The sequence below is a fragment of the Mycobacterium mantenii genome, assembly GCF_010731775.1.
Classification (GTDB): domain Bacteria; phylum Actinomycetota; class Actinomycetes; order Mycobacteriales; family Mycobacteriaceae; genus Mycobacterium; species Mycobacterium mantenii.
The window spans coordinates 5,515,909-5,531,792 of the sequence record NZ_AP022590.1 but is presented as its reverse complement, the minus strand read 5'-3'; the positions used below and the strand labels follow the sequence as shown (position 1 = coordinate 5,531,792).

Genomic DNA, 15,884 nt, shown 5'->3' with positions numbered 1-15,884 from the left:
GGCGTGGCTCAAGCCCCGTGGCCGGCGGGTACGCGTTCACCATCGACCGGCGGCCCGGGCGGCGTTCCGGCGCCAAAAGGCTTGCCTCCCAAGCTTTCTCGCCCGTGCGGGGATAGCCAGCCGGTCAGGTCGGGACCCTTGGGCACGATCCGGGTGGGATTGATGTCGGCGTGCACGATGTAGTAGTGCTGCTTGATCTGGACGAAGTCGACGGTGTCACCGAAGCCCGGCGTCTGGAACAGGTCGCGCGCGTAGGCCCACAGCACCGGCATCTCACTCAACTTGCTGCGATTGCATTTGAAGTGCCCGTGATAGACCGGGTCGAAGCGGGCCAGTGTGGTGAACAACCGCACGTCGGCCTCGGTGATGGTGTCGCCCAACAGGAATCGCTGATTGCTCAGCCGCTCGCTCACCCAATCCAGCGCGGTGAACAACCGGTCGTAGGCCGCTTCGTAGGCCTGCTGTGAACCGGCGAACCCGCATCGGTACACACCGTTGTTGATTTCGGTGTAGACCCTCTTGCTCACCTCATCGATTTCCGCGCGCAGGTGCTCGGGATACAACTCGGGCGCTCCGTCGCGGTGATAGGCCGACCACTCCGTCGAGAGATCCAGCGTCATCTGCGCGAAGTCATTGGTGACCACCGCACCGGTTGGAACATCGACGATCGCCGGGACCGTGATCCCTTTGGGGTAGTCGGGAAAGCGCTTGAAGTAGGCGTCCTGCAGCCGCGGAATCTTCAGCACCGGGTCGACGCCGCCCGGATCGAGGTCGAACGTCCAACTGCGCTCGTCGTGGGTGGGGCCGCAAAAGCCAATGGAGAGAACGCTTTCCAGGCCCAACAAGCGGCGCACGATGATCGCGCGGTTCGCCCACGGGCACGCCCGGGCGACGACCAGCCGATACCGGCCGGGCTCTACCGGGTACCCGTCGCGCCCGTCGGCAGTGATGCGGGTGGTGATGTAGTTGGTGTCGCGGGTGAATTCGCCCGTCCCGGCAACGTAGGTGGCCATGACGACAATTCTGCCCCAGCGACGGCTGTCGATGAACTAGGAGAAATCGAACGCGAAGCTACAGATTCGCCTCCGACGGCGCGGACACCGTCAAAAATCGCCGGGCCAAATTGGCCTCGGTCGACTCGCCGGGCTCCCAGTGCGCGATCCAAGGCCCGGTGCCTTCTGACTGGTCGACGATCCCGTCCTCCAGCCAGGCGTAACGGCCCTCCAGGACATTTTGGGTCAGCTGAACATCGCTGCCGTCGGTGTTGGTCCACAACGAATGGAACAACGCTTCGACGCGGAGGGTCGCCTGCTGGCAGAACGTCTCGGCCAGCTCGTACGCCTGTTGACCGACGGTGGGATCGGCGACACGCTGGCCCTCGGCGCGCACGCACGCCGCGGACATCGCGAACAGCTCGGCACCGATATCGACGATGCGCCCGAGGAATCCCTGCCGTTGCTCCAGTTTGGCCTGCCAACGCGCCATCCCGTAAAAGGTATTACGGGCCAACTTGCGGGATGAGCGTTCGACGAACCGGAGGTGCGTCGCCAGCGGGCCGAACTCGTTGTACGCCCCTGGTCGCTGACCTTCGCCAAAGACCAGCTGTGGCAACCACTTCGCGTAGAATCCGCTGGCGCCGACCGCGGCGGCGGCCTTCTGCCGCAAGCCGGTGTCGGGTTTGGCGAGGTCGCCGGCCGCTGCGAGGTGGGCATCGACCGCCTCGCGGGCGATGAGCAGCCTCATGATCTCACTGGATCCTTCGAAGATGCGGTTGATCCGCAGGTCCCGCACCACCTGCTCGACGGGCACCGCGCGCTCACCTCGCGCGGCCAACGACTCCGCGGTCTCATAGCCCCGCCCACCGCGGATCTGCAAAACCTCATCGCCGACGGTGCAGGCCATCTCGCTAGCCCACAACTTGGCCAACGCCGCCTCGATGCGGATGTCGTTGCGTCCCTCGTCGGCCATCTGCGAAGACAATTCGAGCACCGCATCAAGCGCGTAGTTGGTCGCGGCGACGAACGAGACCTTGCCGGCCACCGCTTCATGTTTGGCCAGCGGCTTGCCCCACTGCACACGCTCACCAGACCATTCGCGGGCGATCTTCAGCGCCCATTTGGACGCTCCCGTCGCGGTCGCCGGCAGCGACAGCCGTCCAGCGTTGAGGGTGGTCAACGCGATCTTGAGCCCGTCACCTTCGCGGCCGATCAAATTTTCGCTGGGCACCCGAACCTGGTGCAGCCTGGTCACGCCGTTCTCAATACCGCGCAGCCCCATGAACTTGTTACGCCGCTCCACGGTGATCCCCGGCGAATCGGCCTCGACCACGAATGCGCTGATTCCACCCCGGTGCCCGTCGCTCTTGGGCACCCGGGCCATGACTACCAACAATTCGGCGACCACGCCGTTGGTGGTCCACAACTTCACACCCTCGAGTTCGTAAGCCTTCCCCTCTTCGACGGGTGTGGCCGTCGAGGCCAAGCGTGCCGGGTCTGAGCCCACGTCTGGTTCGGTGAGTAGGAACGCCGATATAGCCCCAGCAGCACACCGCGGCAAGTACTTCCGCTTCTGTTCCGGGGTTCCGGCGAGTTTGAGCGGCTCGGGTACTCCGATCGACTGATGAGCCGACAGCAGTGCGCCGAGACTGGGATGAACGCTCGAAATCATCATCAGTGCGCGGTTGTAGGCAACTTGCGACATGCCCAGCCCGCCGTATTCGGACGGAATTTTCATGCCGAAACAACCCAATTCGGCCAGGCCCTTCACGTATTCATCGGGAATCTGCGCGTCGCGCTCGATGACACGGCCGTCGACAGTGTCCAGAAATTGCCGCACCTTGTCGAGAAACGCACGGGTGCGCTCCTCGTCGGCATCGGACGGTTTGGGAAATGGGTGTATCAGCTCTAACGGAAAATGACCAAGGAACAACTCTTTGGCGAAGGACGGTTTATCCCAACCACTTTCGCGAGATTCCTCGGCGAGAGCTCTCGCCTGCTCCTCGGTGACCTGCGCTTGCTGTGACATCGCAGCCTCCTTGCTAACGACTCACACGACGTGTGGGCAGCCACTACCGGCCCGAATACCACACCTACGGAGGTCGAAGTTACCACCCGGTAGCTTCAAGGCGCAGTCGGTTCTGAGTCACCGGCCGGCTAGGCGTCGAGTTCCCGCGCCACGGCCTTGACCACCTCGGAAACCCGACGGGCGGTCTTGCGGTCCGGGTAGCGACCCTTGCGCAACTCGGGCTGCACGGTGCTTTCCAGCAGCGTGATCATGTCCTCGACCATGCCGTGCAGCTCGTCGGGGCTGTGCTTGTGTTCGGCGGGCGCCTCGCGACGAGTCTTGGTCAGGCTGGGCGGCGGCTCAATCAGCTTGAGGCTCAACGCTTGCGGTCCGCGCCGTCCGGAGGCGATGCCGAACTCCACACGCTGGCCCGCCTTGAGGCCCTCGACCCCGGCGGGCAACGCCGACGAGCGGACGTAGACGTCTTCACCGTCCTCTTGAGACAGGAAGCCGAAGCCCTTGTCAGCGTCGTACCACTTAACCTTGCCCGTCGGCACTGGTCTCACCTGCTTGTCTAGCGGATCAATTGAAATAGGCAACGCAATAAGCGTCCCGCCTGCGCAGGACGCCGTATTAGGAGTCTGATCCTACTCGGATGCCCGGGTAACGAGCACCCCGTTATCGGGTACTCGGTACGCTTGGTGGTATCTGCGGAGGAGATATGCGCCTGATCCTGAACGTCATCTGGCTAGTCTTCGGCGGCCTGTGGATGGCCGTCGGATACCTGGCTGCGGCGCTCATCAGCTTCGTGCTCATCATTACCATCCCGTTTGGCTTCGCGTCGCTGCGCATCGCCTCGTACGCCCTGTGGCCGTTCGGCCGCACCATCGTGGACAAGCCGACCGCGGGGTCCGGCGCCCTGATCGGGAACGTCATCTGGGTGGTGCTGTTCGGCGTCTGGCTGGCGATCGGCCATCTGGTCAGCGCGGCGGCGATGGCGCTCACGATCGTCGGCATTCCGCTGGCGCTGGCCAACCTCAAACTGATTCCGGTGTCATTGATGCCGCTGGGCAAGGAGATCGTGCCGGTCAGCTCGCCACCCCACTACATGCCGCCGGTGGCCGCATGACCCTGACAGCGTTGGGTGTCCCGACGGTGCCGAGCCGTGCCGACGGCGCTGCCGGTGACCGTGCCGTCCCGACGGATGCGCCCTCGGCCGGCCCGTTGGTGGACACCTATGGGCGGGTCGCCACCGATCTGCGGGTCTCGCTGACCGACCGCTGCAACCTGCGGTGCAGCTATTGCATGCCGGCGGAGGGCCTGAACTGGCTGCCCGGTGAGCAGTTGCTCACTGCCGCCGAGCTGGCCAGGCTGATGCACATCGCCGTCACCCGGCTGGGGGTGACCAGCGTGCGGTTCACCGGCGGCGAACCCCTGCTGGCGCGCCACCTCGAGGAGGTGGTCGCCGCGGCCGCCGCGCTGCAGCCTCGCCCCGAGATCTCGCTGACCACCAACGGTGTCGGGCTGGCGCGGCGCGCCGCCGGGCTCGCCGCCGCCGGCCTGAACCGCGTCAACGTCTCGCTGGACAGCGTGGACCGGCAGAACTTTGCGGCCATCACCCGACGGGACCGGCTCGACGACGTGCTGGCCGGCCTGGTCGCCGCCAACGAGGCCGGCCTGCGGCCGGTGAAGGTCAACGCCGTGCTCGACCCCGCCACCGGACGCGAGGACGTGGTGGGACTGTTGCGGTTCTGCCTCGAGCACGGCTACCAATTGCGCGTCATCGAGCAGATGCCGCTGGATGCCGGGCACCAATGGCGCCGCGACGCGGCGCTGAGCGCCGACGACGTGCTGGCGGCGCTACGCCCACACTTTCGGCTGAGGCCCGACCCGGCACCGCGCGGATCGGCGCCCGCCGAGCTCTGGCTGATCGACACCGGCCCGGGCACACCGAACGGAAAGTTCGGCGTCATCGCCTCGGTCTCGCACGCCTTCTGCGCGGCGTGTGACCGCACCCGGTTGACGGCCGACGGCCAGATTCGCAGCTGCCTGTTCGCCGAACAGGAGACCGACCTGCGGGGGCTGCTGCGCGGCGGTGCACCCGACGACGCGATCGAGGCGGCGTGGCGCATCGCGATGTGGGGCAAGCCCGCCGGTCACGGCATCAACGACCCGAACTTCATCCAGCCCGACCGCCCGATGAGCGCGATCGGTGGCTAGCCCCATGGGACAGGCTCCTGTCCAAGCAAACGGAATCCAGGTGACGGTGCGCTATTTCGCGGCCGCCCGCGCGGCCGCCGGCGTCGAGTCGGAGACGGTGGTGCTGCGCCCCGGCACGACGGTCTCCGAGCTGGTCGACCGGCTCGCCGTTCGCGGGTCTCGCCTGGCCACCGTGTTGACCCGGTGCTCGTACCTGCGCGACGGGATCGCCGTCCGCGACGAGACCGCGGCGTTGCAATCCGGTGACACGATCGATGTTCTGCCGCCCTTTTCCGGCGGCTGAAACTGTGAAATACGTCACGTAACGGAACGATAACGGCGCGATCACGCTCCGATATCGCCCCTCATGACCTGCGCAAACATTGTGTGCTCCTGCGGTTTTCGCAGATGGCCGAGAGGGAAACGCCGGGTTTCGCAGAACGTGACGCGACCAACAGAAACCGTTACCGTCTCCGAAGGCTCGCCAGCCATCCCGATTGGCGGACCTCCCCTCCCTATCGCGCCGAGCTCCATCCAATAGGCGGGGGCCACCAAACTACATGGATGGAGACGGGGGACCCACCGGTCCACCGTGATCGGACTGGGGCCGCTCGCGGCTCCTAGGGGTGAAGCCGGCGTCGTCTCGCTTTACAGACCACGTTGGCCGGGTGGCCTCTCCAACCCGAACCCGACAGCTGACCTCGCAGGCGCGTGACGAGAGAGGAATACACCGGCGCGTATGAGTGGACGTCACCGTAAGCCCAGCAGTTCGAACATCAGCGTTGCCAAGATCGCCGTTACCGGCGCAGTTCTTGGTGGCGGCAGCATCGCCCTTGCCGGCCAAGCGGCCGCGGCCACCGACGGCGAATGGGATCAGGTAGCCCATTGCGAATCCGGCGGCAACTGGGCCATCAACACCGGCAACGGCTACCACGGCGGCGTGCAGTTCAGCGCAAGCACCTGGGCCTCGCACGGCGGTGGCCAGTACGCCCCGTCGGCCGAACTCGCCACCAGGGAACAGCAGATCGCCGTCGCCGAGCGGGTGCTCGCCACCCAGGGTCGTGGCGCTTGGCCCGTGTGCGGCGGCCCGTTGTCGGGTCCCACCCAGCGTGAGGTGCCCGCGCCGGCCAGCCTGGACGCGCCCGGAATCAACGGCGCCCCGGCGCCGCTGGCGCCACCCGCGGACGCGCCCCCGCCGGACGCTCCGCCGCCCCCGCCGCCCGCTCCGGTGCAACTGGCCTCGTTCGACCGGCCGGCGCCGCCCGACGCTCCGCCACCGCCGGCGGACCTGCCGCCCGCTCCCCCGGCGGACGCCGTTCCGCTCGCGCCTCCGGTGGACCTGCCGCCAGCACCTCCGGCCGACGCGCCGCCGCCCGCACCCCTGGCGGACGCACCGCCCGCGGTGGACAGCGACTTCCACGGTTTCGTACCGGCCGGCATGCCGCAGCATGTCGCCGACGCCGGCTACACCCAGCAACTGTGGGACGCGATCCGGGCGCAGGACGTTCAGGGAAACGACGCGCTGGACGCTCTGGCACAGCCGTCGCCCGGCGCCTGACACCGCCACACTCCCCGCACGCCCCGAAAACCCTCCTGTTCGGGGCGTGTCGGGCACGCGGACCATTCCGGCGGCCGACCGCGCCTAGGGCGTCAGGCCGAGCCCACCCACTCTTCGGTGCCGTCGGCGAAGAATTGGTGCTTCCACACCGGTAGCCGGGCCTTGATGGTGTCCACCAGGTGCGCGCAGGTGGCGAACGCGGCTTGCCGATGATCGGCTGCGACCGCCGCCACCAACGCCGCCTCCCCGATGCGCAGCGCGCCAATTCGGTGGCTGGCGGCGACGGCACGCACGCCGCTGGATTGCTGGGCCACGTCGGCCACCACGTCGGCGATGACCTGGTCGGCCGAAGGGTGCGCGGAGTACTCCAGCCGCACCACCCGCCGTCCGCCGTCGTGGTCGCGAATCATGCCGACGAAGCCGACGACGGCCCCGGCCGACTGATGGCCCACCAACTCCTCATGTTCAGCCAGCGAAATCGGGTGCTCGGTCATGGCTGCGCGCACGACGAGTGTCATCGCTGGTGATCTTTGCCGGCGAGTTGATCGAGCGCGTGGTCCAGCACATCGGCGAGCACTCCAAGGCCGTCGCGCACCCCTCCGGGCGAACCCGGCAGGTTGACGATCAGGGTCTGGCCGGCTACCCCGCACACCCCCCGCGACAGCACCGACGTGGGCACCTTCGGCAGGCCCGACTGGCGGATCGCCTCCGCCAGCCCCGGAATCAGGTAATCGACGACGGCCACGGTCTGGTCCGGCGTGCTGTCGCTGGGCGAGATGCCGGTGCCACCGGAGGTGATGATCAGGTCGACGTCGGCGTCGATCGCCGTGCGGAGCGCCTTGCCGACCGGCGGCCCATCGGCGACCACCTCGGGCTGCACGGCCGAAAAGCCCCGCTCTGAAAGCCATTCGGCGATGATCGGACCGCATCGGTCGTCGTACACCCCCGACGACGCACGGGTCGAGGCGATGATGACGCGGGCTGAACGGGAGCTCATGGGCGCGCCCACCTTCCGGTTTTGCCGCCTTCCTTGCGCAGCACTCGAATGTCGTCGATCCGTGCCGCCGGGTCTACCGCCTTGATCATGTCGTAGAGCGTCAGCCCCGCGACGCTGACGGCCGTCAACGCTTCCATCTCTACCCCCGTGCGGTCGGTGCTTCGCACCGTTGCGATGATCTCGATCTCAGACTCGCCCACGGTGAAGTCGATGTCGACCCCCGTGAGCGCGAGCTGATGACACAGCGGGATGAGGTCGCTGGTGCGCTTCGCGGCCTGAATGCCGGCCACCCGCGCCGTGGCCAGCGCGTCGCCCTTGGGCAGGCCGCCCGTCGAGATCAGCGCCACCACCTGCGCCGACGTGCGCAGGACACCCGCGGCGACCGCGGTGCGCTTGGTGGCCACCTTCTCGCTGACGTCAACCATGTGCGCCGCCCCGTGGTCGTCCAGGTGTGACAGGGCGCCCGAGCCGGAATCTCCCGACGCCCAGGTCGCCGGGGCTTTGGAGGCGTCAGAGGCCCTGGCCATCCGGAGGCCTACCGATTGACGACGGTGACCGGGTGCAGGTAGGGCAGATCGGTGGAGGGCAGCGGGAACACCAGCTCGCCGAAGGGCGACAGCGCACCCGTGCGGTCGGTCACGAGTTCACTGACCGCATGGTCGTCGGGGTCCGTCGTCGGCCAGCCGTTGTCGACGTACTTGGTCTTGCGTGCTTTGCCCTCAGCAGTGTCAGCCACGTGGTCCATTCTGACAGGTGGCCCAACGGCATGTGGCGCAAGACCGGAGTTCGAGACGCGTTGCCGTCGCCGCCGTCGGTCACCGCCCTGGTGAGCGGATGGCTCGTCGCGGTCTGCTGGGCAGCCGCAACCTGCTTTACGCTGGTCAGCAATGACCGAGAACACCCCGGATATCCCGCTGGGGTCGTGGCTGGCCGAGTTGTCCGATGAGCGGCTGATCCGACTGTTGGAATTGCGGCCGGACCTCGCCCAGCCCCCACCCGGCAGCATCGCCGCGCTGGCCGCGCGCGCCCAGGCCCGCCAGTCGATCAAGGCCGGCACCGACGACCTCGACTTCCTGCGGCTGGCCGTACTCGACGCGCTGCTGGTGCTGCAGGCCGACGCCGAGCCGGTGCCGACCGCCAAGCTGCTGGCGCTGATCGGCGACCGCGCCCCTGAAGCCGACGTTCTCGACGCGGTCGACGACCTCCGGCAACGCGCCCTGGTCTGGGGAGAGGCCGCGCTGCGGGTGGCCGCCGACGCCGTGACGGGAATGCCATGGCATCCGGGCCAGGTCATGCTCGAGGACTCCTCGCGCAGCGCCGAGCAGATCGCCGCCTTGATCGACGACCTCAACCAGGCGCAGCTCGACGTTTTACAGAAACTCCTCGAGGGCTCCCCTATGGGCCGCACCCGCGACGCCGCGCCCGGCGCCCCCGCCGACCGGCCGGTGCCCCAGCTGCTGGCCATGGGCCTGCTGCGGCGCATCGACGCCGAGACGGTGATCCTGCCCCGCCACGTCGGGCAGGTGCTGCGCGGCGAGCAGCCCGGCCCCATGCTGTTGACCGCGCCCGACCCGGTGGTGTCGACCACCACGCCCGGCGACGCCGACGCCGCGGCCGCCGGGGCCGTCATCGACTTGCTGCGAGAGGTCGATGTCCTGCTCGAAACCCTTTCCGCCGCACCGGTTTCCGAGTTGCGCAGTGGCGGCCTGGGCATTCGTGACGTCAAGCGGCTGAGCAAGGTTACCGGCATCGAAGAGCCGCGGCTGGGTTTGATCCTCGAAGTAGCGGCGGCAGCCGGATTGATCGCCAGCGGCATGCCCGATCCCGAGCCGGTCAACGGCGAGGCACCGTACTGGGCGCCGACGATCGCCACCGACCGGTACGCCGCGATGTCGGCCGCCGAGCGCTGGCAGCTGTTGGCCGGCAGCTGGCTCGACCTGCCCGGCCGGCCGGCGCTGATCGGCAGTCGCGGCCCTGACGCCAAGCCCTACGGGGCCCTCACCGACGGCCTGTACTCCACGGCCGCCCCGCTGGACCGCCGGCTGTTGCTCGGCATGCTGGCCGAGTTGCCACCCGGCGCTGGCGTCAACGCCGCGGAAGCCTCGGCCGCGCTGATCTGGCGGCGTCCGCGGTGGTCCAAGCGGTTGCAGCCCGGGCCCGTCGGTGATCTGCTCACCGAGAGCAACGCCCTGGGCCTGGTCGGCCGCGGCGCGATCAGCACGCCCGGCCGCGCGCTGCTGGACGACGACGGCGATCCGCGGGTCGCGATCGATGCGATGAACCGGGCACTGCCCCAACCGGTCGACCACTTCCTGGTGCAGGCGGACCTGACCGTGGTCGTGCCCGGGCCGCTGGAACGCGACCTGGCCGAGCAGTTGGCCGTCGTGGCCACCGTCGAATCGGCCGGCACCGCGATGGTGTACCGGGTCAGCGAGCAGTCGATCCGGCATGCACTCGATGTCGGCAAGACCCGCGACTGGATGCACTCCCTGTTTGCCAAGCATTCCAAAACGCCGGTGCCCCAAGGGCTTACCTACCTCATCGATGATGTCGCGCGACGGCATGGGCAGCTGCGGATTGGCATGGCCGCGTCGTTCGTGCGCTGCGAGGACCCGGCGCTGCTGGCCCAGGCAGTGGCCGCACCGGCGACCGAAGAGGTGCAGTTGCGGGCCCTGGCGCCAACGGTCGCGGTGTCGCCGGCGCCGATCGGCGAGGTACTCGTCGCGTTGCGGGCCGCGGGCTTCGCTCCCGCGGCCGAGGATTCCTCGGGCGCCATCGTCGACGTCCGTCCGCGCGGCGCCCGGGTGGCCACACCGCAGCAGCGCCGGCCGTATCGCCCGGTCCGGCGTCCCAACAGCGAGAGCCTCAACGCGGTGGTCGCGGTGCTGCGCAAGGTGACCGCCGCCCCGTTCGGCAACATCCGCGTCGATCCGGCGGTCACCATGACGCAGTTGCAGCGCGCGGCCAAGGAACAAGACACTCTGGTGATCGGTTATCTGGATGCGGCGGGCGTGGCCACCCAGCGGGTCGTGTCGCCCATCACCATCAAGGGCGGCCAGCTGGTGGCCTTTGACTCCGCATCCGGACGGCTGCGGGACTTCGCCATCCACCGCATCACGTCGGTCGTGTCGGCCACCGGCCGATAATGGTTGGCATGCCCGCCGAGATGAACACAGCTGAGGAGGAGTGGCGCCATTGACTGACGGACCGTTGATCGTGCAGTCCGACAAGACGGTGCTGCTCGAGGTGGGCCACGAGCAGGCCGGTGCGGCGCGCGCCGCGATCGCGCCGTTCGCCGAGTTGGAACGTGCGCCCGAACACGTGCACACCTACCGCATCACCCCGTTGGCGCTGTGGAACGCGCGCGCCGCCGGTCATGACGCCGAACAGGTGGTCGACGCGCTGGTCAGCTTCTCGCGCTACGCCGTGCCCCAACCGCTGCTGGTCGACATCGTCGACACCATGGCCCGCTACGGCCGCCTGCAGCTGGTGAAGAACCCCGCGCACGGCCTGATGCTGGTGAGCCTGGATCGAGCGGTGCTCGAAGAGGTGTTGCGCAACAAGAAGATTGCCCCGATGCTCGGCGCCCGGATCGACGACGACACCGTCATCGTCCACCCCAGCGAGCGCGGCCGCGTCAAGCAGATGCTGCTCAAGATCGGTTGGCCCGCCGAGGATCTCGCGGGTTATGTCGATGGTGAGGCGCATCCGATCAGCCTGGCCCAGGACGGCTGGCACCTGCGCGACTATCAGCAGATGGCCACCGACTCGTTCTGGTCCGGCGGGTCGGGCGTGGTGGTGCTTCCGTGCGGCGCCGGTAAGACGCTGGTAGGGGCGGCCGCGATGGCGAAAGCCGGTGCGACAACGCTGATTCTGGTCACCAATATCGTCGCGGCGCGGCAATGGAAACGCGAGCTAATCGCCCGCACGTCGCTCACCGAGGACGAGATCGGCGAATACTCCGGCGAACGCAAGGAGATCCGGCCCGTCACCATCTCGACGTACCAGATGATCACCCGCCGCACCAAGGGCGAGTACCGGCACCTTGAGCTCTTCGACAGCCGCGACTGGGGACTGATCATCTACGACGAGGTCCACCTGCTGCCGGCGCCGGTGTTCCGGATGACCGCCGACCTGCAGTCCAAGCGGCGCCTGGGCCTGACCGCCACGCTGGTCCGCGAGGACGGCCGCGAGGGCGACGTGTTCTCCCTGATCGGCCCGAAACGCTACGACGCGCCATGGAAGGACATCGAGGCGCAGGGATGGATCGCGCCCGCCGAGTGCGTCGAGGTGCGGGTCACCATGACCGACAACGAGCGGATGATCTACGCCACCGCCGAACCCGACGAGCGCTACAAGCTGTGCTCGACGGTGCACACCAAAATCGCTGTGGTCAAATCGATCCTGGCAAAGCATCCTGGCGAACAGACCCTGGTGATCGGCGCTTATCTCGATCAGCTCGACGAACTCGGTGCCGAGCTGAACGCCCCGGTGATCCAGGGATCCACCCGCACCAAGGAACGCGAAGAACTCTTTGACTCCTTCCGCCGCGGCGAGCTGTCCACTTTGGTGGTGTCCAAGGTCGCCAACTTCTCCATCGACTTGCCGGAAGCCTCTGTGGCAGTGCAGGTCTCGGGAACATTCGGATCACGCCAAGAGGAGGCGCAACGGCTGGGCCGGCTGCTGCGGCCCAAGTCCGACGGTGGCGGCGCCATCTTCTATTCCGTGGTGGCGCGCGACAGCCTGGACGCCGAGTACGCCGCGCACCGGCAGCGCTTCCTGGCCGAGCAGGGCTACGGCTACGTCATCCGCGACGCGGACGATCTTCTGGGTCCGGCGATTTAACCTGAAGCTCAGCGATTTAAAGCGACAGAATGGTCGCCGATGCGGTGCCGGGCGCGCCGTACACCTGGGCCAGACCGACACGCGGGTCGCCGGGTACCTGACGCTCCCCCGCCTCACCGCGCAACTGCCGCACCAGTTCGTGCACCTGCCGCAGTCCCGACGCGCCAATCGGCTCGCCGTTGGCGATCAGCCCGCCGTCGGTGTTGACCGGCATCGAGCCGTGGATCTCGGTGGCGCCGTCGGCCAGGAGCTTCTCCTGCTCGCCGTCGGCGCACAGACCGGTCTCGGCCATGTGGATCACCTCGGCGCCGGCGTCGGTGTCCTGCAGCTGCGCGACGTCGATGTCCTCCGGGCCGATACCGGCAGCCTCGTAGGCCGCCTTGGCGGCATACACCGTCGGTGAGGCGTCCTCGTCCAGCGGCGCCGACGTGGCGTGCACCTCGTAGGCACCGAAGCGCCGGGTCCGAATCTCGCAGGCGCGCACGTAGACCGGCTTGTCGGTGAATTTCTCGGCCATATCCGCGCGGCACATGATGACCGCGGCGGCGCCCTCGTCGGGCGCGCAGAACATGTACTGCGTTAGCGGGTAGTTGAGCGCGGGCGAGTTGAGGATCTCCTCGACGGAGATCTCCTTGCGCCGGAAGGCATTCGGGTTCAGCGCACCATTGCGGAAGTTCTTGTTGGCCACCCGCGCCAGTGTCTCCTGCGAGATGTTGTGGTCGTGGATGTATTTGTTGGCCTTCATCCCGAAGAACTTGGTGGTGACGAACTGACCGTTGTTGGCGTACCACTGCGGCAGCGCCAGCTTGGCGGGGTCATCGGTGAACGCGCCGCGCGGATGCTTGTCGAGTCCGATGGCGATGCCGATGTCGTACTTGCCCAGCCGGATGGTGTCGGCGGTCTGCTGGATCGCGCTGGCCGCGGTGGCGCAGGCGTTGAACACGTTGGTGAACGTGATGCCGGTCAGGCCGACCAGGCGGGTCACCGCGTCGGGATTGGAGACTTCGTAGCTGCCGCCGAAGCCGAACTGGATGTCCTTCCAGTCCACGCCGGCGTCCTTGAGCGCGAGCTGCACGGCCTCGGCGCCCATCTGCATCGCGGTCTTTTCGAACCTGCCGAACGGGTGGAGGCCCACGCCGATGATGGCGACGTCGTTGGTCATCTCAAATCCTCCCTGGATAGATGGTGGCGACCCGCTTCGCCCGGCTGCGCCGCCCTCGCGATCGCCATAGGTCCGTCTAGACCGGCTGGAACGCGAAGGTCATAATCTCGGCGCCCTCGTCGTCGGTGGTGAGCGGCACCATGATGAGCTCGACTTCCTGCCCGAACTGCAGCTTGGCCGGGTCGTTCTCGGTCAGCCGGCCCTCGACGCGGATGACGTCGTCGAGCTGGACCAACCCGACGCCGAACGGCACGAAGTCCTTGCCGGTCGGGCCGGCATAGGGGGCTCCGGGCGGGAAGCCCTGGGTGGTCCACGCCACCAGCGTCCCGCGGCGGGGCAACAGCACCTCGGACATCTCGCCGGCGCTGCACCGCGGGCACCACTGCTGCACCGGGAAGGTGGTGGCATCACAGCTGCCGCATCGGCTGCCGATCAGCTGCGGGCTCTCATCGGGCCAGGTAGAGATCTCGGGGGCAAGTGCCTTCTGCATCGAGGGATCCTCCAGGATCGTCCACAATCCGCCAACAGAATATTGCTCACTGAACCGTATAACAGGTTTCCGAAAAGTGGAAACCGCATTCTCGGAAGCGACCGGGACGCTTGGTGGCGCGCCCGCGCGCAAGCATCGGTTCACCGACACCGAGTCGGTGAACCGGCTGCACCATGGTGGTCGGCCCCAGTCGTGGAACACCATCCGTTCGGAAGCCGTAGCGGTCAGGTATTCACGGCCCGGGGCGGGCCGACCGGCCCATATTTTGAGGTATACCAAGAGTTCTCAACTGGGCCTGATGAGCCGGTACGCTTAAAAGCCATCGTGCGCGCTTTGCCGATCAACCTGGAGAGCGATATGGACGTAGGCCGTGTTGGCAGCTTGCTCATCCACGCACTGGAGCCGGTACTGCGTGGCGAAGACATCGCATTCGTGGTCAAATTTCGCGAAGACTACGATCCCGATCGCTTGTGGGCTTCCTACGAATCTCTGGTGCGGCGAAACGCTGCCTTACAAGTAGGCCTCAAACCTATTGGTAAGTCCTATTCGTGGGAATCTGTCGATTCTGCCGAGCTCACCGCCGCCCTCGACCAACAGCGCGCACACTTCTCACAGCCATTCTCCTTCGAGGAATTACTTTTGCCCGCTCATGCCCTGCGGCCCCCGTTACCCATTCAGGTCTCGCGGGTCGGGGATAGGGAAGTCTGCTTCCAGATGAGCCACGCGTTCACCAGCGGACGCGGCGCCCTGCAGTGGATCGAATATTGGCTCGCCACCACCGACGGTGAATGCGCCACTGTTGACCAGAAAGCGGACCATACAGCGGGCCGCTTCCATTCCACCGCCCCTCTAGTCGGACTGACTCTGTTGCCGTTCTATTTCCTCAGCTTTCTCGCAAGGGCGGGTCTGAAGCAAGCCCGCAAAACAGTCGACCTCACCCATGGCAAGACGCCGATTCCCCACGATAAGGGCTACGCGTCCCGGACGTATCGATTCTCTGAGCAGGAGACGACTCGGATCCTGGACAAGGCCCACGCCCTTGGTCTCTCGCTTCACCAATACGTTTGCCTCGCGGTCGGCGAAGCAATGCTCTCGGCCCACCCCGAGAAATCGCGCGTCTGTATCGCCGTCCCCACCGATCTCGCCCGCTATTCACCCGGTTTGCCACATACCGTACCCGGCAATTTCACCGGCAGCCTGTCTGTGCAATTGCGGCGCGGAGCGCCGCTGCATTCACAGGTCGCCCGGCAATTTCGCTGGTTTCGCTGGGGAATCGATTACTGGCTCACCCGGGTCATCGGTTTCTTGTCCGCTAACCAGCAGAAACTTTTAAGAACCGGTGCCCGTGCTGCGTCGCTTCCTGTCCTGCACCGCGGACCGTTTCAGGACGTTTCCTGCGCCGTGACAAACATCGGTAGCATCAAATCTCCGGCAATCTGCGCTCAGGTCGAGTCCGGCACCGGCACCACCAAATCCCAAACGGTTCTTTTCACTGTATTCAGGTTGCACGGCCGCCTCACCGGCAATGTCACATTCGCCAGGGACCTCTATGACGCTGATGAAGTATTCGCCATTGCCGATGCCGCTCTGGCGAAGCTTGATTCGTGACGCGAAATAGCCGTATGCGAAC

16 protein-coding genes and 1 riboswitch are annotated in these 15,884 nt (G+C 66.9%); of the genes, 7 read left to right on the top strand and 9 right to left on the bottom strand.

What is annotated here, in order from left to right; translation table 11 throughout:
* Nucleotides 1–8: 8 nt before the first annotated feature.
* From G6N50_RS25510 to G6N50_RS25500, 3 genes are all read right to left on the bottom strand, one after another.
* Nucleotides 9–1,013, bottom strand: coding sequence for a glutathione S-transferase family protein (locus tag G6N50_RS25510; protein WP_083098056.1), 1,005 nt, complete (start codon nucleotides 1,011–1,013; stop codon nucleotides 9–11).
* Nucleotides 1,014–1,071: 58 nt separating this feature from the next.
* Complete coding sequence (locus tag G6N50_RS25505; RefSeq protein ID WP_083098054.1) at nucleotides 1,072–3,024, bottom strand: acyl-CoA dehydrogenase family protein; 1,953 nt, start codon at nucleotides 3,022–3,024, stop codon at nucleotides 1,072–1,074.
* Between the two features lie 128 nt (nucleotides 3,025–3,152).
* On the bottom strand, nucleotides 3,153–3,560 hold the full coding sequence (locus tag G6N50_RS25500) for a cold-shock protein (protein ID WP_065030451.1): 408 nt from the start codon (nucleotides 3,558–3,560) through the stop codon (nucleotides 3,153–3,155).
* Between the two features lie 164 nt (nucleotides 3,561–3,724).
* On the opposite strand from G6N50_RS25500, the gene G6N50_RS25495 reads away from it, so the two are divergent.
* From G6N50_RS25495 to G6N50_RS25480, 4 genes are all read left to right on the top strand, one after another.
* A complete protein-coding gene (locus tag G6N50_RS25495; RefSeq protein ID WP_083098052.1) occupies nucleotides 3,725–4,132 on the top strand; it encodes a YccF domain-containing protein in 408 nt (135 codons plus the stop codon).
* Nucleotides 4,129–5,223, top strand: a complete 1,095-nt coding sequence (gene moaA / locus G6N50_RS25490; RefSeq protein WP_083098050.1) for a GTP 3',8-cyclase MoaA — start codon at nucleotides 4,129–4,131, stop codon at nucleotides 5,221–5,223. Before G6N50_RS25495 ends, moaA begins: the two co-directional genes overlap by 4 nt.
* Nucleotides 5,224–5,227: 4 nt before the next feature.
* Entirely contained in the window at nucleotides 5,228–5,506 is a 279-nt protein-coding gene (locus G6N50_RS25485; RefSeq protein ID WP_083098048.1) for a MoaD/ThiS family protein, read from the top strand.
* 235 nt (nucleotides 5,507–5,741) lie between these two features.
* Nucleotides 5,742–5,928: riboswitch (cyclic di-AMP (ydaO/yuaA leader) on the top strand.
* A 13-nt stretch (nucleotides 5,929–5,941) separates the two neighbouring features.
* A complete protein-coding gene (locus G6N50_RS25480) occupies nucleotides 5,942–6,760 on the top strand; it encodes a transglycosylase family protein (RefSeq protein ID WP_083098045.1) in 819 nt (272 codons plus the stop codon).
* 92 nt (nucleotides 6,761–6,852) lie between these two features.
* Here the strand turns inward: G6N50_RS25480 and G6N50_RS25475 are convergent, their stop codons facing one another.
* The 4 genes from G6N50_RS25475 to G6N50_RS25460 are packed head-to-tail and all read right to left on the bottom strand — an operon-like array spanning nucleotide 6,853 to nucleotide 8,493.
* Nucleotides 6,853–7,278, bottom strand: coding sequence for a molybdenum cofactor biosynthesis protein MoaE (locus tag G6N50_RS25475; RefSeq protein ID WP_083098042.1), 426 nt, complete (start codon nucleotides 7,276–7,278; stop codon nucleotides 6,853–6,855).
* Nucleotides 7,275–7,757: a MogA/MoaB family molybdenum cofactor biosynthesis protein gene (locus G6N50_RS25470; RefSeq protein WP_083098164.1), complete on the bottom strand. Its 483-nt coding sequence runs from the start codon at nucleotides 7,755–7,757 to the stop codon at nucleotides 7,275–7,277. The genes G6N50_RS25475 and G6N50_RS25470 overlap by 4 nt, the downstream gene beginning before the upstream one ends.
* Complete coding sequence (gene moaC, locus G6N50_RS25465) at nucleotides 7,754–8,284, bottom strand: cyclic pyranopterin monophosphate synthase MoaC (protein WP_083098040.1); 531 nt, start codon at nucleotides 8,282–8,284, stop codon at nucleotides 7,754–7,756. The genes G6N50_RS25470 and moaC overlap by 4 nt, the downstream gene beginning before the upstream one ends.
* Before the next feature lie 8 nt (nucleotides 8,285–8,292).
* Nucleotides 8,293–8,493: a hypothetical protein gene (locus G6N50_RS25460; RefSeq protein ID WP_174320979.1), complete on the bottom strand. Its 201-nt coding sequence runs from the start codon at nucleotides 8,491–8,493 to the stop codon at nucleotides 8,293–8,295.
* A 151-nt stretch (nucleotides 8,494–8,644) separates the two neighbouring features.
* Between G6N50_RS25460 and G6N50_RS25455 the strand changes: the two genes are divergently transcribed.
* Together G6N50_RS25455 and G6N50_RS25450 are read left to right on the top strand one after the other, a co-directional pair.
* The gene (locus G6N50_RS25455) at nucleotides 8,645–10,903 is read left to right on the top strand and encodes a helicase-associated domain-containing protein (protein ID WP_083098036.1); all 2,259 of its coding nucleotides are present in this window, start codon (nucleotides 8,645–8,647) and stop codon (nucleotides 10,901–10,903) included.
* Nucleotides 10,904–10,952: 49 nt separating this feature from the next.
* Complete coding sequence (locus G6N50_RS25450; protein WP_083098161.1) at nucleotides 10,953–12,602, top strand: DNA repair helicase XPB; 1,650 nt, start codon at nucleotides 10,953–10,955, stop codon at nucleotides 12,600–12,602.
* 16 nt (nucleotides 12,603–12,618) lie between these two features.
* Here the strand turns inward: G6N50_RS25450 and G6N50_RS25445 are convergent, their stop codons facing one another.
* Both G6N50_RS25445 and G6N50_RS25440 read right to left on the bottom strand, forming a co-directional pair.
* A complete protein-coding gene (locus tag G6N50_RS25445; RefSeq protein ID WP_083098034.1) occupies nucleotides 12,619–13,764 on the bottom strand; it encodes a thiolase family protein in 1,146 nt (381 codons plus the stop codon).
* A gap of 76 nt (nucleotides 13,765–13,840) precedes the next feature.
* Nucleotides 13,841–14,254, bottom strand: coding sequence for a Zn-ribbon domain-containing OB-fold protein (locus tag G6N50_RS25440; protein ID WP_083098159.1), 414 nt, complete (start codon nucleotides 14,252–14,254; stop codon nucleotides 13,841–13,843).
* A 333-nt stretch (nucleotides 14,255–14,587) separates the two neighbouring features.
* Here G6N50_RS25440 and G6N50_RS25435 point away from each other — a divergent pair, with 333 nt between their 5' ends.
* Nucleotides 14,588–15,862 (top strand): condensation domain-containing protein, encoded by a 1,275-nt coding sequence (locus tag G6N50_RS25435; RefSeq protein WP_142275700.1) that lies wholly within the window; start codon nucleotides 14,588–14,590, stop codon nucleotides 15,860–15,862.
* Nucleotides 15,863–15,884: the final 22 nt, after the last annotated feature.

Bases quoted from the DNA above. Each gene is read 5' to 3' on its own strand.
- G6N50_RS25510 (WP_083098056.1), bottom strand. From the start codon at position 1,013: ATGGCCACCTACGTTGCCGGGACGGGCGAATTCACCCGCGACACCAAC.
- G6N50_RS25505 (WP_083098054.1), bottom strand. From the start codon at position 3,024: ATGTCACAGCAAGCGCAGGTCACCGAGGAGCAGGCGAGAGCTCTCGCC.
- G6N50_RS25495 (WP_083098052.1), top strand. From the start codon at position 3,725: ATGCGCCTGATCCTGAACGTCATCTGGCTAGTCTTCGGCGGCCTGTGG.
- moaA (WP_083098050.1), top strand. From the start codon at position 4,129: ATGACCCTGACAGCGTTGGGTGTCCCGACGGTGCCGAGCCGTGCCGAC.
- G6N50_RS25485 (WP_083098048.1), top strand. From the start codon at position 5,228: ATGGGACAGGCTCCTGTCCAAGCAAACGGAATCCAGGTGACGGTGCGC.
- G6N50_RS25480 (WP_083098045.1), top strand. From the start codon at position 5,942: ATGAGTGGACGTCACCGTAAGCCCAGCAGTTCGAACATCAGCGTTGCC.
- G6N50_RS25475 (WP_083098042.1), bottom strand. From the start codon at position 7,278: ATGACACTCGTCGTGCGCGCAGCCATGACCGAGCACCCGATTTCGCTG.
- G6N50_RS25470 (WP_083098164.1), bottom strand. From the start codon at position 7,757: ATGAGCTCCCGTTCAGCCCGCGTCATCATCGCCTCGACCCGTGCGTCG.
- moaC (WP_083098040.1), bottom strand. From the start codon at position 8,284: ATGGCCAGGGCCTCTGACGCCTCCAAAGCCCCGGCGACCTGGGCGTCG.
- G6N50_RS25455 (WP_083098036.1), top strand. From the start codon at position 8,645: ATGACCGAGAACACCCCGGATATCCCGCTGGGGTCGTGGCTGGCCGAG.
- G6N50_RS25445 (WP_083098034.1), bottom strand. From the start codon at position 13,764: ATGACCAACGACGTCGCCATCATCGGCGTGGGCCTCCACCCGTTCGGC.
- G6N50_RS25440 (WP_083098159.1), bottom strand. From the start codon at position 14,254: ATGCAGAAGGCACTTGCCCCCGAGATCTCTACCTGGCCCGATGAGAGC.